The sequence below is a fragment of the Cruoricaptor ignavus genome (assembly GCF_900141665.1).
Classification (GTDB): Bacteria; Bacteroidota; Bacteroidia; order Flavobacteriales; family Weeksellaceae; genus Cruoricaptor; species Cruoricaptor ignavus.
The window spans coordinates 25,618-47,135 of record NZ_FQYI01000008.1; the positions used below are offsets into that span (position 1 = coordinate 25,618).

A 21,518-nucleotide genomic window follows, 5' to 3' on the forward strand; every position below is an offset into this window, starting at 1 on the left:
ATTAATCATTCCCGATGAAAACCAGCAAAGCGCCACTCTCAAACGAAATTTCCAGCAAATCTTCTACCGCCAGATTTCGTGTGCCTATTCTTCCGGTCTGGCTCAGGTTTTCATTGTTCAATGGCCATTTCAAACCTTTGGTGGTGATGTTTTCCGCCGTTGGAAACGGATAAAGCGAAATCATTTTGCCTGCAACATTTTCCATTACCAAATGCTTCGGCGCAAAAAAATATTCCGAAAACTCATCGAAAAAGCGGATGTTCATTTTGTCTTTGAACTGAAACGCGGCCGAAAGATTTCCCAAAAAGTGATCCATTTCCTTTCCGCTGCCACCGAAAACATCCACGCTTTTTGCGCCTTTTTCCTGCAAAATCTGCAGCGCTTTTTGAAAATCCGTAAAGTCCTGATTTGGCGTTTTAATGATTTTCTCCGCAAATTCTTCCTCCGGAAGACCCTCCCAGGAATCGAAATCTCCCGAAATAAAATTCAACTCCTCCAGCGGAAAATTTTTCGCCTTCAAATAATGAAACGCACCGTCTGTACAGCCGATTAAATCATAGCCGGTAACCTGCGGCAAAACTTCCGGCGGCGTTCCATTTATAAATAGCAGGGATTTCTTCACTAAATCAGACTTAGGATTGAGAGCCAAGAAGCAAGACTTTTTACTTTTACCTTTTACCTTTTGTATTTTTACTTTTACCTTAGTTATCTCGGTTTCCAAAACTCTTCCGCTTCACCTTCAATTTTCGAAATGTAGCGCGCCAAAATGAAGAGATAATCCGAAAGCCGGTTGAGATATTGCACCAATTCCGCACGAACTTCCTCAGTTTCCTTCAGGAAAACCAGGCTGCGCTCCGCCCTTCTGCACACGGTTCTGCAGAGGTGAAGCGCCGCGGCAGCTTTTCCGCCGCCTGGCAGAATGAAGAATTGCAGCGGCTCCAGCTGTTCATCCAGGGCATCCATCCACTGCTCCAGCTCCTCGGTTTCCTTTTCCGAAATCGTCAGCGGCAGTCTTGGTTTTCCGTTGGCAAGCATCAATTTGTCGATTGGTGTGGCAGCTTCTGAACCCACCGTGAACAAGTCAAACTGTATTTTTTTCAGTTGGTTTAAAACCGCTTCATCGGCAATCCAGCTTTTCGCAAAGCCTATGGCAGCATTCAGCTCATCGATATTGCCGTAGCTTTCCACCCGTGCTGAAGCCTTGGAAACCCTTGTGCCGCCATAAAGCGCGGTCTCACCTTTATCGCCGGTTTTCGTGTATATTTTCACTGCTTTCTGTATCTTTACCCAAAATATCCTGATAAACAAAGTTTTCTCCGAGATAGGCGGCACGCACTTCAGGATCATCTGCCAAATCTCTCGGCAAACCTTCCTTCAGGATCCTCCCCTCGAACATGATGTAAGTTTTATGGGTAATGGCAAGCGTCTGCTGCACATTGTGATCGGTAATCAGAATGCCGATATTTTTATCCACAAGGCTCCGTACGATTTTCTGAATATCTTCCACAGCAATCGGGTCCACACCGGCGAACGGCTCATCCAGCAATATAAAATTCGGGCTGGTTGCCAGGCAGCGCGCAATTTCGGTACGCCGCCTTTCTCCTCCGGAAAGCAGGTCTCCTCGGTTGTTCCTCACATGCTCGAGAGAGAATTCTTCTATCAGTTCTTCGCACTTTCTGCGCTGCTCCTTTTTCGGAAGTTTGGTGAGCTGCAGTACCGCCATAATGTTTTCTTCCACGGTAAGTTTGCGGAAAACCGAGGCTTCCTGCGCCAGATAGCCTATGCCCTTCTGCGCGCGCCGGTACATAGCATCGCGCGTAATGTCTTTATTGTCAAGGAAAATTTTTCCGGAAGTAGGCTTCACGAGGCCCACAATCATGTAGAACGAGGTAGTCTTTCCGGCGCCATTCGGGCCTAGCAGGCCGACGATCTGCCCCTGCGCGACTTCTACCGAAACGCCTTTTACTACTTTTTTCTGGCCATACTCTTTTACGAGTTCTTCCCCACGGAGTATCATACCTGCAAACTTACGGATTTAAGAGTTTCTTTTCCCCAAAAAACCTCCGCCGCCGGAGGTCGGCATAAATTTTAGCCCAGAAGCTTCGCCGCCTCTTTCGCGGCATAGGTGAAGATCATATCCGCTCCGGCCCTCTTTATGCAGGTCAGGCTTTCCATCAGTGCCAGGTTATTATCCACCCAGCCGCTGGCTGCAGCTGCCTTCAGCATAGCATATTCACCGCTGGTGTGGTACACGGCGATAGGCAAATCTATGGCTTCCCGAACTTTCGCCACAATGTCCAGGTAGGGCATTCCGGGCTTTATCATAATGATGTCTGCTCCTTCCTCCACATCTTTATAAACCTCGTTCAGCGCCTCGCGGGAGTTGTGGAAATCCATCTGGTAAGTTTTTTTGTCCTTCGGGATGTTTTCAAAATCCTTCGGGGCACTGTCCAGCGCATTGCGGAATGGGCCGTAGAAAGAGCTCGCATATTTCGCGCTGTAGCTCAGGATGCCCACATCTTTAAAATTATTTTCCTCCAGCGCCTCGCGGATAGCCGCCACCCTGCCGTCCATCATATCGCTCGGCGCCACGATGTCCGCGCCCGCCTCCGCCTGGGATACCGCCATACGCGCCAGAGCGTCGTTGGTAGAATCGTTATCCACTTTCCCTTCGGTGATAATCCCGTCGTGCCCGTACATCGAGTAAGGATCAAGTGCCACATCCGGCATCAAAACCATCTCCGGGACAGCATTTTTCACCTCCCGGATGGCACGCTGCATCAGCCCGTCTCTGTTCCAGGCTTCCGTGCCGGCATTGTCCTTCAGGTTTTCGGAAATTTTTGCATAAATGTTTACTGCCCTCACCCCGTGCTGATACAGTTCCCGGCATTCTTTTACCAACAGATCTATGGACAGCCTGGAAACGCCGGGCATAGAGCTAATGGCCTCCCTGCGGCTGCTGCCCTCTATCACAAACACCGGCAGCACAAAATCTGCCGGGGATAAAACTGTTTCCCTCACCAGGCTTCTCAGCGCCTCGCTGGCGCGCAGGCGTCGGTTTCTATGGTATTGCATTATTAAATTTTTGTTAATGCAAAATTAATGATAAAAATGCTTGAATCTTATTTTGGAATTTAATATTTTTGTGCGAATAAATCTGAAGCGTGTGAAAAAATTTTTATACTCGTTTTTCCTTTTTGCACTGTTTTTCAGCGGGTTTAATGCAAATGCCAATCCCGCCACCGAGCCTTCTCCGGCAGTTCAGAAAGCGGATGACGGGATTCTGGTGGCATACCCCAACCCCGCCCGGGATTTCATAATCCTAAAGGTAAAGGACGGTAATACGAAAATAAAGACAGTGGCTTTTTATTCCATACTCGGTGTGCAGGTTTTTCAGGTAAATGTGAACAGAAACAGTGCGGAAATTTCTCTTGATAAGCTGCGCTCCGGCAAATACCTGATGAAATACACGCTGGAAGACGGTACTCAGAAGGTATCGCAGATAGTAAAAATTTAACTCAAACGCTCAGCAAACACTGAGCGTTTATTTTTAGTAGCCGGATGCGCTGCCCAGGTCCTTACATATAGCCGCCGCAGAAGAAGTCCCTATTCTGGTAACGCCAAGTTTGATCATTTCCTCCGCCTCTTTTCGGCTTCGCACGCCGCCCGCCGCCTTGAGTTTCAGCGGGCCTGCATTTTCTTTCATTATTTTAATGCCTCCCACGGTGGCGCCGTTGGGCTTTCCGTTTTCAGTTTTGTAAAAGCCGGTAGAGCTTTTTACAAAAATATGCTCCTGCTCGTCGGCAGTGAAGTTTGCCTCTGCGACTTCACGAATCAGGTTGGTAATATCTGCAATCTGCGCCTCTCGGAGTGCGGCGATTTCGATGATCCATTTCACCGTTTTGCCGTTCTCGATTCCCAGTTTGGTGCACTGAAGCACCTCATCGCGGACGAAATTGATCTGTCCATTTTTAAATGCTTCGAAATTTATCACAAAATCCAAGTCATCGGCCCCGTCATCTATCGCCTGGCGGGCTTCCGCAAGTTTCTCCCCTACAGTAGCCGTTCCTTCGTGGAAACCTATCACCGTTCCTACTTTTACTCTGGAATCTTTTTTTGCTAAATATTCCTTCACCGGTCTTACGAAATTCGGGCGGATCATCACGGCATAGAAATTTTCTGCATCGGCTTCATCAGCCAAGTCCAATACTTTCTGCCAGGTTTCTTCTTCCGAAATTCCAGCCTGTTCAGGAAGTTTCAGATAGGTGGAATCAATATAATCCTGGATTTTCATCATTAAATTTTTGTTTAATCCAAAAGATCCGGGCGCCTTTCCGCGGTGATGCGTAGTGCCTCATCGTGCCGCCACTGCTCTATTTTCGAGAAATTCCCACTCAGCAAAACATCGGGAACTTTTAAGCCTTTGTAGACCTCCGGCCGGGTGTAGATCGGCGGCGAGAGAAGGTTGTCCTGAAAGCTGTCGGTAAGGGCGCTCTGCTCGTCATTCAGCACACCGGGCAGCAGGCGGATTACGGCATCCGCAAGCACGCAGGCTGCGAGCTCTCCGCCGGTGAGCACATAATCTCCGATGGAAATTTCTTTGGTAATGTGCAGGTCGCGCACGCGCTGGTCGATGCCCTTGTAATGCCCGCAGACAAATATCAGATTTTCCTTGATGGAGAGGGTATTCGCCGTCTTCTGATTCAGCGTTTCCCCATCGGGGGTGAGGTAGATAATCTCGTCGTAGTGCCGCTGAGATTTCAGTTCGCTGATGCATTTGTCCAGAGGCTCCACCATCATCACCATTCCTGCGCCGCCACCGTATGGCGCATCATCTATTTGGCGGTAATTGTTTGAAGACCAGTTTCTTATGTCGTGAAAAACGACCTCGGCCTGGCCTTTCTCCATAGCCCTTTTCAGTATGGAGGTGCGGAACGGGCTCAGCATCAGGTCCGGTACGGCAGATATTATATCAATCCTCACTGCTCTGTTGCGCTCTCTTTATTGGCAGAGGCGATGATCAGCCTTAGCGAAGAATCCCTGTTGAAGTACGCCCACATCCAGTTGAAGAACACTGCAAGCTTGTTCTTCACTGAAAGGATAAGCATAAGGTGGAGGAACATCCAGAAGTACCACGCCAGCACGCCCTGAAATTTGAGATGCCGCAGATCTACCACGGCGCGGTGTTTCCCCACGGTAGCCATACTGCCTAGGTCGGTATATTCGTATTCTTGCCAATCTGCTTGGGATTCTTTCAGTAAATTGTCGCCAAGATTTTTGCCCTGATTAATTGCCACATTGGCGAGCTGCGGGTGCCCGTGCGGATATTTCGGTGTTTCCATATAGGCGACATCGCCGATGGCAAATATGTTTTCCGTACCTTTTATTTTGTTAAAACGGTCTACGATGTAGCGGTTGCGCATAATCTGTTCCGGCATAAAGCCATCGATAATGTTGCCGGTAACGCCTGCCGCCCAGATTACATTGCAGGCAGGGATCTGCGTACCGTTGGATAGGTAAACCGTGCTGCCGTCGTAGTCTTCCACCTTTTGCACTACCAGCTCCACGCCGAAATCTTTGAGGTATTTCTCCGCTGCGTCCTGAGATTGTGTGCTCATTGAGCTGAGTGGTTTGTCGGTGGTGCTTACGAGGATGATTTTCAGCTTCCGGAAATTCATATTCGGGTAGTCCCGCGGGAGGATTTCGTTCTTCATCTCCGCGAAGGCTCCTGCCAGCTCCACGCCGGTAGGGCCGCTTCCTACGATCACGATATTCCAGTTGCCCTCATCACTTCTTCCTCTTTCGATGATCAGCTTCTCAAAAGTCATCAAAATATGGTTCCTTATTTTTATTGCCTCCTGAGTGTTTTTCATCCCGAAGGCATTATCTTCCATATTTTTATTACCGAAAAAATTAGTTTTACACCCGGTAGCGATGATGAGTTTATCGTAAGTAAATTCAGAATCGGAGGTGATGATTTTATTTTCCGACGGCACTACGCTCTGCACATCCGTCATCCGGTATTGGATATTGTTGGAGCGTTGGAAGATTTTTCTAAACGGGAAGGAAATGTTGCTCGGCTCGATACGGCCGCAAGCTACCTGGTAGAACAGCGGCTGGAACATATGATGGTTTACCTTGTCTATCACTATCACCTTTTTACCTTTCTGGTTGTTCAGCTTCTGCGCCAGCTGCAGCCCGGCAAAGCCACCTCCTACTATTACAATTTTTTCCCTCTTTTTCATGGGACAAAAATACTGATATTTTCGCGGCTGAAAATTCTTAGGCTTGGTTTTAAAGATTTTTAATGTTAATTTTTCTTAAAGATAAAACGATATTTTTGCAGCCGATGAGCCAAGCGAAGAAAAAAGCAAGGAAAAAGAAAAAGCCGGCGAAACCGCAAGCCAAAGGCAACCGACTGAAAATCATACTCTTCGGTGCATTTCTGCTGGTGTTCTTTTTCGCCGGGCTGTTCATTACTTTTAAGGATAAAATCGCGTTTCACTGGGCGAGCTGTTTCAATAAATTTGAGCATAAAACGCTGACGAACACGGAGTTTGAGCGGAACAGAATCCATACCATCATTTCCGAAAATACGGACAAGGTTTTCGGCATCGATATTTCGCACTACCAAAGGAAGGAAGATATAAAGTGGGACAGCCTGAGCATTGGCAGCGGCAGCATCCCGATACGCTTCATCATCCTGCGCTCTACGATGGGAAACCACAGTGCAGACCGGCATTTCCCGGAATACTGGCAGAAAGCCAAGCAGCACAATTTAATCCGCGGCGCTTACCATTTTTACCGGCCGGATGAAGACCCTGTGCTTCAGGCTAATAACTTTTTGGCTAAGGTAAATTTGGAAACAGGTGATCTGCCGCCAGTTCTTGACATAGAAAAACCCCCGCTGCGAAAGACGAAGACACAGCTGATACAGGATTTGAAAATCTGGTGCCGCATAATGGAAGATGCCTACGGCAGAAAGCCCATCATATACACCTACTACCATTTTTACAAGGACAACCTTCGCGGCGAATTTGACGATTATCCACTGTGGCTCGCCAATTACAATCCCGTGAAAACGCCTTCACCAAGCGATGAATGGCGGTTTTGGCAATTTTCGGAAAACGGCATCGTACACGGTATTAACACCAAGGTTGACCTCAATGTGTTCAACGGCGGAATGTTCGCGTTGCGACGAATGGGGATTGATTAATGAACAATCAATTAAAAATTGACAATTGATAAGGAAACGCTGTGAACCTAAAGCTTATAGAAGAGTAAAAATCTATGACGCTGAGTTTACAACAACGGATGAAAACCTAAATCCGTATTTTTACAAATTAGAAGAGAATCAATCATCATTTATCATCATCTTTTATCTTAAGGCGTGAACTACATTTCCGCAGAAAACCTTACGAAGTCTTTTGGCGTGAAAGTCCTGTTTGAAGGGATTGCGTTTAATGTGAATGAGGGCGATAAAATCGCAATCGTGGCGAAGAACGGCAGCGGAAAATCTACCCTGCTGAAAATTCTGATGGGCAGGGAAATTGCAGATTCCGGCGAAATTTCCGTTAGCAAGGATATCCAAATCGTGCTCTTCGATCAGGAAATTGAATTCGACCCGAAACTTTCCGTGGAAGAATTTATGATGACGCTGGATTCCGCACCTATTTTAGCTTTGAAAAATTACCGAAAAGCTTTAGAAACGGGAAGCGCCGTAGAAATGGAAACCGCACTTGCAGAAATGGAACTGCATAAAGCCTGGGATTTGGAAACGGAGATGAAACAGTTTCTCAGTCAGCTGAAAATCAACGACTTGAATGCTGAAATGGGGCATCTTTCCGGCGGTGAAGTGAAACGCGTAGCGCTTGCCAAGCTGCTTACCGAAACAAGGGCGGAGCACCGCCACACACTGCTGATAATGGATGAACCGACGAATCACCTGGATGTGGATATGGTGGAATGGTTAGAAAACTACCTGAACAAGGCGAAAATTACGCTGCTGCTGGTAACGCACGACCGATACTTCCTGGATGCAGTATGCGATAAAATCTGGGAAATGGAAGGCCGCCAGCTCTTTGTACACCAGGGTTCGTACGCCACCTACCTTGAAAACAAAATGATACGGGAGGAAAACCTGAACGCAACAATCGACAAGGCGAACAACCTGTACCGCAAGGAACTGGAGTGGATGAGGCGGCAGCCAAAAGCCCGCACCACAAAATCGAAATCACGGATTGATGCCTTCTACGAAACGGAAAAAATTGCGAAATCCGATACGAGAAAGCAGAGCCTGGAACTGGATTTTGAGATGAAACGGCTGGGCAAAAAAATTCTTGAACTAAAAAATATTTCCAAAAGCTATGGCGAAAAAGTGCTGCTAAAAGATTTCAGCTACCATTTTCAGCGCGGCGAAAAGGTGGGAATCATCGGGAAAAATGGCGCAGGAAAATCTACCCTGCTGAACATTATTCTGGGTAATGAGCCTGCAGATTCCGGCGAAATTGAAACCGGCGAAACGATAAGCTTCGGGCATTTTTCCCAAAAAGGAATTCAGTTCAACGAGGATGAAAGGGTGATAGATTTCATCCGGGAAATCTCGGAAAATTTTCCGCTGGCCAACGGGAAAGTGATTTCCGCATCGCAGTTTTTGCGGATGTTTTTGTTTGACGACCAGACGCAGTATTCACCCATTGCCAAACTTTCCGGCGGCGAAAAGCGGCGGCTACAGCTGATGAAGGTGCTGTACGAAAACCCAAACTTCCTGATTTTTGACGAACCAACGAACGACCTAGATTTACCGACACTCACCGTGCTGGAAAATTTTCTGCAGAATTTCCAGGGCTGCCTGCTCATCGTTTCGCACGACCGGTATTTTATGGACAGAATTGTGGATCACATCCTGGCCTTTGAAGGCGATGGAAAAATCCGCGACTTTACAGGGAATTTCACGGAATACCGCGAGAAATTTGCGAAAAACCAGCCAGCCGAAAACAAATCTCAGGATACAGAAATTGCTAAGAAATATACTGAGAATGAGAGCGTTACGGAAATAACCCCAAAGCAAAGCCGCAAACTCTCCTTCAAAGAAAAGCGCGAGCTGGAAACGATTGAGAGAGAAATGCCAGTGTTGGAAGAAAGGCGCGGCGAAATTCTTAATGCGCTGAACAACGAAACCGATTACCAAAAAATTTCCGAACTTTCCGCAGGATTAGAAGAAATTTCTTCACGGCTGGAAGCGCACGAAATGCGCTGGCTGGAGCTTCAGGAAGTACTTGGCTAAACTTTCACTATTTTTGCTCAAATTTTTTCGATGAACGATATTACGCAACAAACGATGTCCTACATCGACATCGTCTATCACACGCTGGAACGCTGGTACAAGCAGTTTGCGGCATTCACGCCCAACCTTATTGCCGGGCTCATCGTGTTTTTCCTTTTTCTGAAGGGAAGCCGATGGCTCAGCGAAACCACCGTGAAACTCCTGAACAAATTTTTGCCTAAGGGGCAGGGGCGCACCACCGCAGTCTCTTTGGTGGGCTTATTCAGATTTATGTTCGTGCTTCTGGGCACCTTCCTTTCGCTGGAAATTATGGGCCTCAGCAGCGTTCTCTGGAAATTCATCGGAAGCCTTGGTGTAGCCGGTGTGATTGCCGGTGTGGCTTTGCGCGACTTGGTGGCATCAATGTTTTCGGGGATTTTGGTGGGTGTGGATAAATCCTTCCGTGCTGGCGATTACATCCAGCTTGCGAACTACACCGGAACTGTGAGCGATATCGGTTTTCTTACAACCAAGCTGATAACCGATGATGGCAAGGTGGTCTTCATACCGAACCAAGTGATTTTCAATGCGCCATTTTTCAACATTTCTGCATCGCCGCAGCGCCGCGTGGTTCTGGATTTGGAAATTCCGGTGGATGTGGATGTAAACAAGGCGCAGCAAAGCATCATCAGCGAACTGGAAAACCTTAATAGGAAAAATAAAATCGACGATCCTGTGCAGGTGCTTTTCACGAAGGTAACCGATGGTAAGTTTTATCTAAATGTCAGCTTTTCCGTGGCATCTACCACAAGTTTCCTCAATGCCAGAAATGAGGCTATCGTCCTGATTCACAACAGGTTAAAGAATGATGGCATCAGCCTGATAACGCCGCTGAGCGTCAGTATTTCAAATAGCGAGCAGAGCTGATTCCATTGAATATTTTGCAAAAAAAATTCCGCCCAATTTATGAGCGGAAATTTTTTTTTGATAAGTGCTAATGATTAGGCTACGACTTCCTTCACCTTGTTTGCTGCTTCTTCCAGCGTGATAACCGAGTGAATCGGCAGGCCTGCTTCATCGATAAGCTTTTTCGCTTCTTCGGCATTAGTTCCCTGAAGCCTTACAATCAGCGGTACAGGGAATTCGCCGATTTCCTTGTATGCATCCACAATACCTTGTGCCACCCTATCGCAGCGCACAATTCCACCAAAAATATTGATGAGGATAGCTTCCACATTTGGATCTCTCAGGATAATGTCGAACGCTGTTTTTACTCTTGCTGCATCAGCCGTACCGCCCACATCCAGGAAGTTTGCAGGGTTTCCGCCGGAAAGCTTAATCATATCCATCGTTGCCATTGCAAGCCCTGCACCGTTCACCATACAGGCTACATTACCATCCAGCTTCACGAAGTTCAGCCCCGCTTCACCGGCCTCCACATCCATCGGATCTTCTTCCCTTTTGTCGCGAAGTTCCGCAAGGTCTTTATGCCTGTAAAGCGAGTTGCCGTCCAGCGTTACTTTCGCATCAACAGCGATGATTCTGTCATCCGAAGTTTTCAGCACCGGATTGATTTCGAAAAGCGAAGCATCGATGCCGATGTATGCATTGTAAAGACTGGTGATGAATTTCACAAAATCCTTTTGCGCAGCGCCGGAAAGCCCTAGGTTGAAGGCAATCTTCCTCGCCTGGAAAGGCTGCAGGCCAAGGGCCGGATCGATGGTTTCTTTGTGGATTAGGTGCGGCGTTTCTTCTGCAACCTGCTCAATATCCATACCGCCTTCTGTGGAATAAACCACGGTATTTTTCCCCTGAGCCCTGTCCAGAAGGATGGATACATAAAATTCCTTCGTTTCGGATTCACCAGGGTAATACACATCTTCCGCAATCAGCACAGAGTGCACCTTCTTCCCTTCCGCGGAAGTTTGCGGCGTCACGAGCTGCATCCCGATAATGTTGTTGGCATTTTCTTCCAGCTTTTCCATCGTAGGCGAGAACTTTACGCCACCGCCTTTTCCGCGGCCTCCGGCGTGAACTTGCGCCTTTACAACCCAGCCGTCGTTGCCGGTCATTTCCTTCAGCTTTCCTGCGGCATCTTTCGCTTCCTGCACATCGTTGGCAAGGAAACCGCGCTGAATGTTTACACCGTAATTAGCCAAAATCTCTTTGGACTGATACTCGTGAAGATTCATAATATAATGATGTTAAAATTTCGAAATCAAATTCTTGCTTACAAATTTAGAAAAAGTTTGGCAATGAAGAAATACCGTGCGGAAATTTAATATCTCCTGCCTACCTCCCTACAGACCTCCAGCAAATCCGGCGGCATGGAAGAAAAGGCGCCCTGCTCATAATACTCTCCCGTATGGGGTATGTAGATGCTGTAGCGCCTGCCTGTGGGGATCAGCGGGATGAAAAATACTGAAATATAATTTTTAAAAACGCGGACTTCGGCATTTACCTCCTGGCCGTTTCTGTTGATGCGAACCGTTTCCTGACCCGCAAGTTTGGAAGAATTTCCTGCTATGAAGAAGAACATAATTTTAGAGTTAAGTTTCTGAGCGAAATTAAGAATTTACAGTTAATTTTTTAACTTGAAAAAATAGAACATCAGCATAGCCCAAGAGATGATCATCATCAGGCCGCCTATGGGCGTTACGGGGCCGAGGAATCTGAGATTCACACCCCAGCTCTCCTGGAAACTCAGCAGATAAATGCTTACGGAAAAGAGCAGTGTGCCGATGATCATCAGCCAGCCTATCCAGCGCTCCGCCCCGGACTGGAAGTTCAAAATGTAGCCTACGAGCAGCAGATAAAATGCGGAGTACATCATGTAGCGTACGCCGGTTTCAAAGCTTTCCAGCTGCGCCGGCGAGAGAATCTTCTTGAATGCGTGCGCACCAAACGCCCCCAAGATTACCGAGAGCATCCCGTACAGCGCACCGAATATCAACACTGTGTTTTTCATTGAAATTGAGGATTTAGAAATAGGATTTAAAATTAAAAATTTTTAAGAATTACCCCGCAAACTTTCCAGCGCGGCGATTACCTCGTGGTGGCTGGCGGTTTTGTCCTGAAACAGCTTCAGCACAGCCTCTTTTTCCCCGGCATTTGCCCCGTGCTGATTTAGGATATTCATCATATGCATCTTCATATGTCCCTTCTGTATGCCGGTGGTTACCAGGGAGCGAACAGCTGCGAAATTCTGCGCCAGCCCGGAGGCTGCAAGGATGCTCATAAGCTCCGGCGCTGAAGGCCTGCCCAGCAGCTCCAGAGAAAATTTTACTAGCGGATGAAGCCCCGTGAGGCCACCCACCACGCCCACGGCAACGGGCAAATCGAGCCAGAAGCGGAAAATTCCGCCCTCTGCCGTACAGTGCGAAAGCGAGCTGTACCTCCCTCCAAGAGAGGCGTAGGCGTGCACACAGGCTTCCGTAGCGCGGAAATCGTTGCCAGTGGCGATCACCACGGCGTCCACACCGTTCATGATGCCTTTGTTGTGCGTGGCAGCGCGGTAGGGCTCCGCCTCAGCTATGGCGACTGCCTGCCCGAACTTTTCAGCGAAAACTTCCGGCGGCATACCGCTGTCGTCCTTCAGTTCCTCTATTTTGCAGCTGACCTCCGCACGCACGAGGCACTGCGGAGTGAGGTTGGAGAGGATGTTCATCACCACCTGAAGCGACTGCTTTTCCTCGTCAGAAAATTCCTCCGATGCCTGAATTTCTACCTCCAAAGTACTGCCGATGCGCTCCAGGCAGGTATTGATGAAGTTGGCACCCATTGAATCCTTCGTATCGAAACTAACTTTAAGTTGGTAATAATCAGCCAGCTCCGTGGTTTTATCGATAAGTTCTATATCGAGAATTCCGCCGCCGCGCCTGCGCATATTAGCGGTGATAGGATCGGTAGCCTCAAAAAGTTTTTGCTTTAAATTTCTATGAAAAAAATCGCTAAGCTTCGCTGCACAAGTATGGAAAATAAAATGCGTGTGCCCCAGTTTGGTGGTGCCGAGAATCTCGGTGCGGAAGCCGCCCCGCTCCAGCCAGAATTTCGCTGCTTTGGATGCCGCTGCCACTACGGAGCTCTCCTCCACGGCCATCGGCAGAGCCATTAATTTCCCGTCAATCAAGAAGTTAGGGGCTATGCCATAAGGCATATAAAAATTGGACACGGTATTTTCTGAAAACTCATCGTGAAGTTTCTGAAGGCTTTCGTCTTCGTTCCAATATTGTTTGAGGATATTCGTAAACTCCTGGTTTCCTGACAGATATTCATTAACAATGATATCGATCTTCTGCTCCTTGCTAAGTTTGGAAAAACCCTGAACCGGCTTGTGCGTCATCTTTGTTTGGTTAAAAATTAATTCTGACTAAAATATTTAAACTGAAACCTTAAACTTCCTTTCTCTGATCATCTGTGCGATTTTCAGCATATCCTCGCCAATCAGGCGGTCGTCTTCAAGTTTTGGCACTTCGCTACGGATGATTTCAAAATTCTCTTCGATGAGCGGCGAGGATTTTGAGGGCCTTCGAAATTCCAGCCCCTGCGCGGCGAACATCAGTTCTACGGCAAAAATATTCACGAGATTGTCCAGAACCCTGTGGAATTTCCTGCCGGAGATGCTGCCCATCGATACATGATCTTCCTGCCCGAGGCTTGTAGGCACGGAATCTGCGGATGCCGGGAAGCAGAGCGTCTTGTTCTCCGTAACCAGTGCCGCGGAGGTGTACTGGGGAATCATAAATCCGGAATTCAGCCCGGAGCTCTCGGTGAGGAGCCGCGGGAGGCCGAATTTGCCCTCGAGCAGGAGGTAGCTCCTTCGGTCTGAAATATTTCCCAGCTCTGCCGCGGCAAATGTGGCGTAATCGAGCGGCAGCGCAAGCAGCTGCCCGTGGAAATTGCCCCCGGAGATGGATTCTTCCGCACTCAGCACTATGGGGTTGTCGGTCACCGAATTCAGCTCTATTTCAGTAAGATCTCGGAGGTGGTAAAATGCATTTCTGCTGGCGCCGTGCACCTGGGGCACGCACCGGAAGGAGTACGGATCCTGCACGCGGTAGTATTCCTCATCCCTCTCCAGCTCGGTTTTTTTAAGAATTTTATGCATCCTGGCAGCCACTTTTTTGGAACCTTTAAAGGGGCGGATCTCGTGGAGCTCTTTTTTGAACGGACTGGCATTGCCGAGGTATGCCTCCAGCGACATTGCGGCGGCGAGGTCGGCAAGGTCGAGCAGATAATCCATTTTTTCCAGCCCGAGGATGGCATGCGCCAGGATAAACTGGGTACCGTTGATGAGCCCTAGCCCTTCCTTCGGCCCTAGCGTCAGCGGCTTCAGCCCGTGTTCCTGAAGAATTTGTGCTGCATCGCGGATTTCCTTGCCTTGCCAAACTTTGCCAAGCCCCAGCAGCGGCAGCACCATATGGGAGAGCGGCGCGAGGTCGCCAGATGCTCCTACGCTGCCCTGCTCCGGGATTACGGGGATGATGTCTTTCTCCAGCATTACAAGCAAGCGCTCGATCACTTCCTGCGAAACTCCCGAGAAGCCTTTGGAAAGTGCGTGGATCTTGGTAATCATCATCAGTTTAGAAAGATCTTTGCTGAGGGGCTGCCCCACCCCAACGGCGTGGGAAATGATGAGATTGTGCTGCAGCTGCGCGGTTTCCGATTCGGAAATTTTCACATCGCAGAGTGGGCCGAAGCCGGTATTAATGCCGTATACCGTACGGTCGGATTCTACGATTTCCCGCACATTCTGCTGGGATTTGAGGATTTGTTGTCTGGCTTTGTCATCCAATTTCGCCTTGTTGGGCTGCCTTAGGATTTTTAATACATCATCAAGACTGAAAAATGCTGTACCGTAGGTCATTTTATAATGTGATTAATGAAAGGAAATTATGCAAAATAATTTGTAAATCTGCATAATATTAATTTAACAAAAATAACATTAAATTCTGCAAAATCAAAAAATGCAGAGATATGGAACCTCACAACCTATACGACAATTCCGGATTCAAGCCGAGGATTGGGCCGTATTTTCGTGCGCTCATACTGCAGTATTCCTTGGTATTTACTTCTCGGGATCCCGTAGGAATAGGTGCCTTTATTCTGCAGCAGCTTCAGCAGGTTTACGCGTCATTTTTCAATTCGTTTCGTTTTCTTCTTTCAATAAATTCGCCGGGCAAGCTTCCTCTGCCAAATTCCTGCTCCAGGAACCACGCAAATTCTGTAGCCTTTTCTGTCGCTATCTCGCGAAACTGCAGCTGCAGCTTTTCCTCCGTACTTTTCGAGTTATAGTTTCTCAGCTTTTCTTCCAGCTGGCTGAATCTTGGCGGCACCCTGTCTTTCGGCCTGGAATGGATGTTGAAATCCGGGAATTTCCCGTTCACCACGATCCAAGTCGCCATAAAGTTGAAAATTTCCAGCGCCGTTCTTCCGTCCACATCTTCTTCCGGCTTGTAGTGCGGCAGCTGGCTTTTCGCATATACACGCATCAGCTGCTCCCGGTTTCTCATATAATCGTAGCGGTTCTGGCTGTTGAACTTGTCTAGAATTCCCAGCATTTTCACGAATTCCATCCTTGCCAAATCCCGATGCCTCATCAGGTCTGTGCTGTAGCGGTAGCAATCTTCCAGCAGGTGCTCCGCAATTTTGTATTGCTGCTCGGCGTTCCAGTCCTCACCTTTGTTGATTTTGCTTAAAACCAAGCCTTGGTATGGCGAAAAAATCTTGACTTCCACAGCAAAGGGCGTGGAAAAATTCACATTGCCGATGATTGTTTGGCCCTGCAATTCTATGGTTAAAAGGTTTCTGTTCATTTGTTTAAATTTGTCCAAATTCTCCCGATTCTTTCAGTTGCACAATTCTGTTGCCCACAAGTTTCACCTTGTATTTCAGGGAAAGCCCTGTTGGCTTCACGGCTTCTCCACCGTCTATCCCTCTTTCCAGCACGGTTTCCCGAAGTGCGGAAAGGTATCTTCCTCTTGCTGCTACCCAGCCTGGCTTCCCTACTTCTTGGTTGATTTTTCCGATGAGTTCCTCGTTGGTCAGGGGGCGTAGTTTCGCCCGGTATTCTTCGTAAGTCATTTTTAAAAAAATTAAGTTGATTTAAGAGATTAAAAAAATTAGGAGATTTATCATCATTAAGCTGCCGGAGTTTCCAGGTCGGCAATTATTTCTGCGTTTTGGATTTTCTTTTGCTCATAAAAACTGGTTTTGGTTGAAACTCATTTTTATCAGCAGGAACAGCGTATGCATCTTATATTTTGGCGATAGCCCTCATACTAAACCACCGTGGATTTTGGTCTCTCGGTTGGTGTCCGCAATTTTGCGGCGCTCCTGATGATTTCCTTTGCAAACTTACGGCAGAAACTTCCCTGATTTTAATTTTGCAACATTGCAAAACTTCCACAGCTCGGTTTCGCTCTATACATTTGTAATAGAAATTTAATCGAAAAAAAATAAACCCCTGTCAATCTGAGGAAATCTAAAACAATGTCAAACTCCACAATTCTCGGTGCAATTGCAGGCGATATTATCGGCTCGGTTTATGAGCGCCGCAATCATAAAAGCAAGGAATTTCCGCTGTTTGATGAGCGCGCAAAATTCACCGATGATAGCGTGATGACGCTGGCGGTAGCCGATGCCCTGATGCACGGAAAAGATATAGCCGAAACGCTGAAAGCCTACGGCAGAAAATATCCTGATGCTGGCTACGGCGATAGATTTTCGCGCTGGATTTCTTCGGATGAAAAGACACCCTACCACAGCTTTGGCAATGGCTCTGCGATGCGTGTTTCTCCAGTGGGTTTTATGGTAAATTCTGTGGCAGAATGCCTGGAGCTTGCAAGGAAAACGGCGGAGGTTTCGCACAATCATCCCGAAGGAATAAAAGGTGCGCAGGCTGTAAGTTTAGCCGGGTTTCTGGCAAAGAACGGCGCCACAAAAAACGAGATACAGGAAGAAATCGGCGAGCGTTTCGGCTACGATCTGAATTTCACCTGCGATGAAATCCGCCCGAAATATGGCTTTGATGTAAGCTGCCAGGGCTCCGTTCCGCAGTCTTTAGTGGCTTTTCTGGATGGCAGCAGCTATGAGGATACGCTGCGCAACGCCATCTCCATCGGTGGAGATTCCGATACCATAGCCTGCATTTCCGGCGGAATTGCGGCGGCTTTTTACGGCGGCATCCCTGGCGATATACGGAAATATGCACTGGGCAAACTGCCGCCAGAACTTAAGGACATCGTGCTGGAATTTGAGGAGAGATTTTAATTGAAATTTAACCTTAATGTTAACCTAAAAATTGAAACGAAATGGAAGCACACCCACGCACAGCCATTAGCCCGGAAGTTTACCAGATTCTGCTGGAGCCGGAAATTGATGTTTTAGCAGAATTCCGTTTAAAACTGGAGGAAATTCACAATGCTAGTGTTTATGCCGACATTTATGATTTGGATGAGGACAGCATCTACATCCATTTTTCCAAGAACCAGACATTTGAAAACATCCTGGAAAACATCGTGCTGAACAGGGAAACTTTAACCTGGGATTTTATTTGATTAAAACTTGAAAATTGTAAATGTATTTGTAAATTAGTAGAAAAATAAACATTATGAATCTAGATGCATACGCTGTAGAAAGAATCAGCAAAATTATCGACTGCCAGGGCTACTGTAAATTAGGTATAGAAGTAGAACCTGGCAGTATACGATCTCTCAGAATTTGAATGAAAATCCACCTCATAAAAACGCCGGAGCTTCCGCAGGAATTGCTGGAGAGCGTGCACGAGCAGCTCTGCGCAGAGAAAGGCCCGATGGAATTCGTAATCTCCAAGCCAAAATGGACGGAGGATGACTTTCGGAAAGCCTGCCAGACGCCGTTTTCAGACTTGGTAACCTTTGATATCGATTCAGAATATTACCGCCAGGAATATTTCCCTGAACTTGGCTATCCGCTCAGTTGGCGGGAACTGTTCTCCCTCTGCGATCGCTCCCGCGAAATCCTGAAAATTCCGGATAATGATTTCGTAATCCTGCTTACCAACCGCCGAAATTCGATGAACTTCTTCAGCATGTTCGATACAGGCGGAAAGCGCAACGCCTTCGTGCAGTGCAGCGACTGGGAATTTTTCCTGCAGGCTTCGCCGGTGTTTCCCGCGGCATACGAAACCGTGGCCAATGTGCTGCAGATCCTGATGAACTTCGACATAGAGGTGCCGCCTGAAATGAATTTCCATATGGAGCCTGTGGGCTGCATCAACGATTTCTGCGAGAACAAAACCGAAATCCTACTGAAGCTGCGTACGGCAGACATCTGCCAAGATTGCTTGCAGCGCGCCAAGGCCCACGGCATCACGCCGGAAATCCTGATGCAATCGCTGGAAATCTTCGAATCCGTGCGGAAGGCAATGAAGTTTGCACAAGGTTTCGTAGGAAATCTTCAGCCGAAAAAACTGACGATTACGCACGATTGCAAAATCTTCATCGGCGAAGATGAAATTGAACTAAAGCCGCTGGAAAAGGTGATCTTCATACTATTCCTGCGGCATCCCGAAGGCATCGTGCTGCGCAATCTCGGAGATTACGAGCAGGAAATGAACCGCATTTACGAAAAGCTCCGTTTCAACCCTGACCCTGACAGAATCGCATTTCTCGCCAATCCGAACGGTACCACCTTCCGCCCTACGAAATCCCGGCTTCACAAAAATCTGGAATCCAGGCTGGGCAAAGATTTAGCCCAGTACTACACCATCAGCGGAACACCGGGAAAGGCCTTCCGCATCGCACTACCGCAGGATTATAGAGAGATGGAGTTTGATTTTTAATCCCCTTATTATCGAAAAATCAACTACAGTCTCGTTTCACCCTCATCAGTATTGTATAATTCTAAAAATCCCGCAAAGCATCAGCCTCGCGGGATTCTGAAATATATAAAGAAAGAATTTACGGTATTGGCTTCAGCTCGCTAACGGTAAATTGAGCATTGGCGGTGTGCGTGTCGCCGTACATATCCTTTGCCCGAACTTCTACCCTGTGCTCGCCATTTTCCAGCTTCGGAAATCTCGCCACCCAGATATGGCGGGAATTCTCTGGGTAAGATGGTCTTCTGCCGGCATATAGCGTCTCAGTGGTGTCCCATTTCAGAACAGATTGAATATACTCCGGATCAAAAGTTTCCGCATACTGCATCGGCTTCCACTCGCCGCCGTCTATGCGGTATTCCACCGAATCGTTTTTGCTTCCGCTGAAAAAGTTGGCTACGATGCTGGCGTTATTTCTCACATTCTGCACCACCTTCGGTACATAGAGTTTTATTTGGTAATTCTCAGGTTTTCCTGCTACTTTGTATTGAATTTTATACTTGTTCCCGCTAAAGTTTACAAAAGAGTAGCCCTGCTCCGTACCATCTCTCATCATACTTTTAGGCAGGCCCCTTTCATTTGCAGTTCCTGAAAACCAATCGCCGGAAGTAGTTCCCATATTGATTTCGTGGAGATCTTTAGCGCCCTGCCACCCGTGATCTTTTGTGTAAAAAATCTGAGATTGCTTGTGTGTATGGGCGGACATCATCAGAATGTTGTCGTAAGGTTGCAGTATGTCGAAAAGCGCCTTTCTGTCTTCCATCCTGAAATGATCTTCCCCCGGTCTTTCCGGTTCCATCTGGATGTGGAAAGCCAAAACCACCAACTTATTTTTATCTACAAATTTCAGGTCGTTTTTAATGAATTCCAGTTGATCTGGCCTAAAACCTCCGTAATAACCTTTACCATCCCTTGGATCCGGATAAAGTATGTCGTCCAGGATGATAAAATGCACATCAGCGTAGTTGAAAGAATATGTGCTAGGCCCAAAAGTCTTTTCAAAAGATTCATCGGAATGCCTATCTTCCTTGGCCTCGTAATTCATATCGTGGTTGCCCATCACATTATACCAAGGCAAGCCAATCTCCTTCATTACCTGTGCGTACTGCGGATGAAGCGTCAAATCATCACCAACTAAATCACCGAGTGTGATTCCAAAAACAGCATTTTTCTTATTAGTTTTTACTTCATCTACAATAGCCCTTCTAAAATAATCTAACTCACGAAGGTTGTAAGGCTGTGGGTCTCCGAAAACGAGAATCTCAAAATTCGGATTTTCCTGCTGGCGGTGTAGCGCGAAATTGATATTCTTTGGAAGCTTGCCTGTAGGCTTAACACCTTCATATTTAAAGCCTGATGGTGAGCCATTAGGTTTATGGTTATAGTAAAATTGAGGTAAGTTCAAATGATTCATTGGAACCTGGTATCCTGCTGGCTTTACTACGAAGATAATCTGGTCGTCATTAATTGGGAGAGTGTATCTTCCCGCAGCATCAGTTTGTACTACCTGAATGCCATTTGAAACCGAAACGCTGGCAATTCCTTTTTCACCGCGATCCATTTTCCCGTTGCGGTTAGCATCATCGAACACATAGCCTGTCACATTATTAGCAAAGGCTGATGCCGCCGTAAAAATTAAAGTGGCTACAGTTAATCTTAATTTCATTTCTATAAATTTTTAAGTTTTTCCGGTATATCAGTTGTAATTACTTTTATTCCCATCTCCATTAGCGTACGGGCAATTTCTTCGCTATTTACAGTCCAAGAATTGGTAATCAAACCCAATTCGTTAGCCTGCCGTATCCATTCGGGATGCTTATCAATGAAAATTTTATAATGATAATCGATGCCATCCAAACCTAATGCCTTCACTTCCTGCGGAGATAATTCGCCATTTAAATATTGAACCTTAATCTGTGGAGCTATCCGCTTGGTTTCCAGGCAAATATTTTTGCTAAAGGAAATGATTTGCACCTGCTTATCAAGGCTTAATCGATTGACTTCTGCTACGGCCTTCCTCACCAGCTCATCTTCCAACACCTTGGTTTTTGCTGGTTTTATTTCCATAATCAGTTGTATCGCCGGATGCCTTTTACCTAATTTGAGGTATTCTCTCAATGTGGGTATGCGCTCCCCATTACTCAGTGGAATTTTTCTCAGGTCTTTAAAGGTGGTTTCAGCAATCACCAATCCTGCGTGGTCCTCATCGTGATTTACGATTAACCTGCCATCCTTACTCATCCTCACATCGAATTCCGCCCCGTAAACGCCGGCTTGTACCGCGTTTTTAAATGAAGAGAGGGAGTTCTGTGCTGTTTCAGGAGCCGTTTTCCAAAAACCTCTATGCGCCACGATCTGCGTCTGCGCGGAGTATGCACCCGAGAGCATTAAGGC

Annotated in this window: 23 protein-coding genes and 1 riboswitch; of the genes, 7 read left to right on the forward strand and 16 right to left on the reverse strand. The window is 47.1% G+C overall.

All coding sequences use genetic code 11. From position 1 onward, the window contains the following. Window position 1: 1 nt before the first annotated feature. The 4 genes from BUB43_RS08470 to hemB all read right to left on the reverse strand — a co-directional run bounded on the left by BUB43_RS08470 (window position 2) and on the right by hemB (window position 3,078). Window positions 2-622, reverse strand: a complete 621-nt coding sequence (locus tag BUB43_RS08470; protein ID WP_083541250.1) for a thiamine diphosphokinase — start codon at window positions 620-622, stop codon at window positions 2-4. Between the two features lie 83 nt (window positions 623-705). Continuing rightward, window positions 706-1,269, reverse strand: coding sequence for a cob(I)yrinic acid a,c-diamide adenosyltransferase (locus BUB43_RS08475; RefSeq protein WP_073180162.1), 564 nt, complete (start codon window positions 1,267-1,269; stop codon window positions 706-708). Continuing rightward, window positions 1,241-2,017: an LPS export ABC transporter ATP-binding protein gene (lptB, locus tag BUB43_RS08480; RefSeq protein WP_073180163.1), complete on the reverse strand. Its 777-nt coding sequence runs from the start codon at window positions 2,015-2,017 to the stop codon at window positions 1,241-1,243. Before lptB ends, BUB43_RS08475 begins: the two co-directional genes overlap by 29 nt. Before the next feature lie 71 nt (window positions 2,018-2,088). Next, complete coding sequence (gene hemB, locus BUB43_RS08485; protein WP_395858374.1) at window positions 2,089-3,078, reverse strand: porphobilinogen synthase; 990 nt, start codon at window positions 3,076-3,078, stop codon at window positions 2,089-2,091. Window positions 3,079-3,166: 88 nt separating this feature from the next. Between hemB and BUB43_RS08490 the strand changes: the two genes are divergently transcribed. Continuing rightward, window positions 3,167-3,517 carry a T9SS type A sorting domain-containing protein gene (locus BUB43_RS08490; RefSeq protein ID WP_073180352.1) on the forward strand — a complete coding sequence of 117 codons (351 nt, stop codon included), beginning with the start codon at window positions 3,167-3,169 and terminating at the stop codon, window positions 3,515-3,517. A 33-nt stretch (window positions 3,518-3,550) separates the two neighbouring features. Here the strand turns inward: BUB43_RS08490 and deoC are convergent, their stop codons facing one another. Genes deoC through BUB43_RS08505 form a run of 3 tightly spaced genes read right to left on the reverse strand, consistent with a single transcriptional unit; the run spans window position 3,551 to window position 6,245 of the window. Further along, window positions 3,551-4,297 (reverse strand): deoxyribose-phosphate aldolase, encoded by a 747-nt coding sequence (gene deoC / locus BUB43_RS08495; RefSeq protein WP_073180166.1) that lies wholly within the window; start codon window positions 4,295-4,297, stop codon window positions 3,551-3,553. 11 nt (window positions 4,298-4,308) lie between these two features. Continuing rightward, window positions 4,309-4,983, reverse strand: coding sequence for a tRNA (guanosine(37)-N1)-methyltransferase TrmD (trmD, locus tag BUB43_RS08500; RefSeq protein ID WP_073180168.1), 675 nt, complete (start codon window positions 4,981-4,983; stop codon window positions 4,309-4,311). Beyond that, entirely contained in the window at window positions 4,980-6,245 is a 1,266-nt protein-coding gene (locus BUB43_RS08505; protein ID WP_073180170.1) for an NAD(P)/FAD-dependent oxidoreductase, read from the reverse strand. Before BUB43_RS08505 ends, trmD begins: the two co-directional genes overlap by 4 nt. Window positions 6,246-6,307: 62 nt before the next feature. Here BUB43_RS08505 and BUB43_RS08510 point away from each other — a divergent pair, with 62 nt between their 5' ends. The 3 genes from BUB43_RS08510 (at window position 6,308) to BUB43_RS08520 (ending at window position 10,192) form a co-directional block, all read left to right on the forward strand. Then, a complete protein-coding gene (locus tag BUB43_RS08510; RefSeq protein ID WP_260200705.1) occupies window positions 6,308-7,216 on the forward strand; it encodes a glycoside hydrolase family 25 protein in 909 nt (302 codons plus the stop codon). 174 nt (window positions 7,217-7,390) lie between these two features. After that, on the forward strand, window positions 7,391-9,286 hold the full coding sequence (locus tag BUB43_RS08515) for an ABC-F family ATP-binding cassette domain-containing protein (RefSeq protein ID WP_073180172.1): 1,896 nt from the start codon (window positions 7,391-7,393) through the stop codon (window positions 9,284-9,286). A 30-nt stretch (window positions 9,287-9,316) separates the two neighbouring features. Beyond that, a complete protein-coding gene (locus BUB43_RS08520; protein WP_073180174.1) occupies window positions 9,317-10,192 on the forward strand; it encodes a mechanosensitive ion channel family protein in 876 nt (291 codons plus the stop codon). 74 nt (window positions 10,193-10,266) lie between these two features. Here BUB43_RS08520 and sucC read toward each other — a convergent pair whose 3' ends face one another. The 7 genes from sucC to BUB43_RS08555 all read right to left on the reverse strand — a co-directional run bounded on the left by sucC (window position 10,267) and on the right by BUB43_RS08555 (window position 16,348). Further along, window positions 10,267-11,457 carry an ADP-forming succinate--CoA ligase subunit beta gene (gene sucC / locus BUB43_RS08525; RefSeq protein ID WP_073180176.1) on the reverse strand — a complete coding sequence of 397 codons (1,191 nt, stop codon included), beginning with the start codon at window positions 11,455-11,457 and terminating at the stop codon, window positions 10,267-10,269. An 86-nt stretch (window positions 11,458-11,543) separates the two neighbouring features. Further along, window positions 11,544-11,804: a hypothetical protein gene (locus BUB43_RS08530; RefSeq protein ID WP_073180178.1), complete on the reverse strand. Its 261-nt coding sequence runs from the start codon at window positions 11,802-11,804 to the stop codon at window positions 11,544-11,546. 42 nt (window positions 11,805-11,846) lie between these two features. Then, window positions 11,847-12,233, reverse strand: a complete 387-nt coding sequence (locus BUB43_RS08535; RefSeq protein WP_073180179.1) for a DUF423 domain-containing protein — start codon at window positions 12,231-12,233, stop codon at window positions 11,847-11,849. 42 nt (window positions 12,234-12,275) lie between these two features. After that, window positions 12,276-13,607 (reverse strand): hydroxymethylglutaryl-CoA reductase, degradative, encoded by a 1,332-nt coding sequence (locus BUB43_RS08540; protein ID WP_073180181.1) that lies wholly within the window; start codon window positions 13,605-13,607, stop codon window positions 12,276-12,278. Window positions 13,608-13,643: 36 nt separating this feature from the next. Continuing rightward, a complete protein-coding gene (gene hutH, locus BUB43_RS08545; protein ID WP_073180183.1) occupies window positions 13,644-15,131 on the reverse strand; it encodes a histidine ammonia-lyase in 1,488 nt (495 codons plus the stop codon). Window positions 15,132-15,390: 259 nt separating this feature from the next. Further along, the gene (locus BUB43_RS08550) at window positions 15,391-16,080 is read right to left on the reverse strand and encodes a hypothetical protein (RefSeq protein WP_073180185.1); all 690 of its coding nucleotides are present in this window, start codon (window positions 16,078-16,080) and stop codon (window positions 15,391-15,393) included. 4 nt (window positions 16,081-16,084) lie between these two features. Continuing rightward, window positions 16,085-16,348 carry a hypothetical protein gene (locus BUB43_RS08555; RefSeq protein WP_073180187.1) on the reverse strand — a complete coding sequence of 88 codons (264 nt, stop codon included), beginning with the start codon at window positions 16,346-16,348 and terminating at the stop codon, window positions 16,085-16,087. Window positions 16,349-16,513: 165 nt separating this feature from the next. Continuing rightward, window positions 16,514-16,612, reverse strand: a riboswitch (SAM-I-IV-variant riboswitch). Between the two features lie 144 nt (window positions 16,613-16,756). Here BUB43_RS08555 and BUB43_RS08560 point away from each other — a divergent pair. The 3 genes from BUB43_RS08560 (at window position 16,757) to BUB43_RS08570 (ending at window position 19,088) form a co-directional block, all read left to right on the forward strand. Further along, window positions 16,757-17,536 carry an ADP-ribosylglycohydrolase family protein gene (locus BUB43_RS08560; RefSeq protein ID WP_221404002.1) on the forward strand — a complete coding sequence of 260 codons (780 nt, stop codon included), beginning with the start codon at window positions 16,757-16,759 and terminating at the stop codon, window positions 17,534-17,536. A 41-nt stretch (window positions 17,537-17,577) separates the two neighbouring features. After that, window positions 17,578-17,823: a hypothetical protein gene (locus tag BUB43_RS08565; protein WP_073180189.1), complete on the forward strand. Its 246-nt coding sequence runs from the start codon at window positions 17,578-17,580 to the stop codon at window positions 17,821-17,823. A 167-nt stretch (window positions 17,824-17,990) separates the two neighbouring features. Continuing rightward, window positions 17,991-19,088, forward strand: a complete 1,098-nt coding sequence (locus BUB43_RS08570; protein ID WP_073180191.1) for a hypothetical protein — start codon at window positions 17,991-17,993, stop codon at window positions 19,086-19,088. A 118-nt stretch (window positions 19,089-19,206) separates the two neighbouring features. Here the strand turns inward: BUB43_RS08570 and BUB43_RS08575 are convergent, their stop codons facing one another. After that, window positions 19,207-20,790 carry a calcineurin-like phosphoesterase C-terminal domain-containing protein gene (locus BUB43_RS08575; protein ID WP_073180193.1) on the reverse strand — a complete coding sequence of 528 codons (1,584 nt, stop codon included), beginning with the start codon at window positions 20,788-20,790 and terminating at the stop codon, window positions 19,207-19,209. A 2-nt stretch (window positions 20,791-20,792) separates the two neighbouring features. Further along, entirely contained in the window at window positions 20,793-21,512 is a 720-nt protein-coding gene (locus BUB43_RS08580) for a glycerophosphodiester phosphodiesterase (protein ID WP_260200708.1), read from the reverse strand. Window positions 21,513-21,518: the final 6 nt, after the last annotated feature.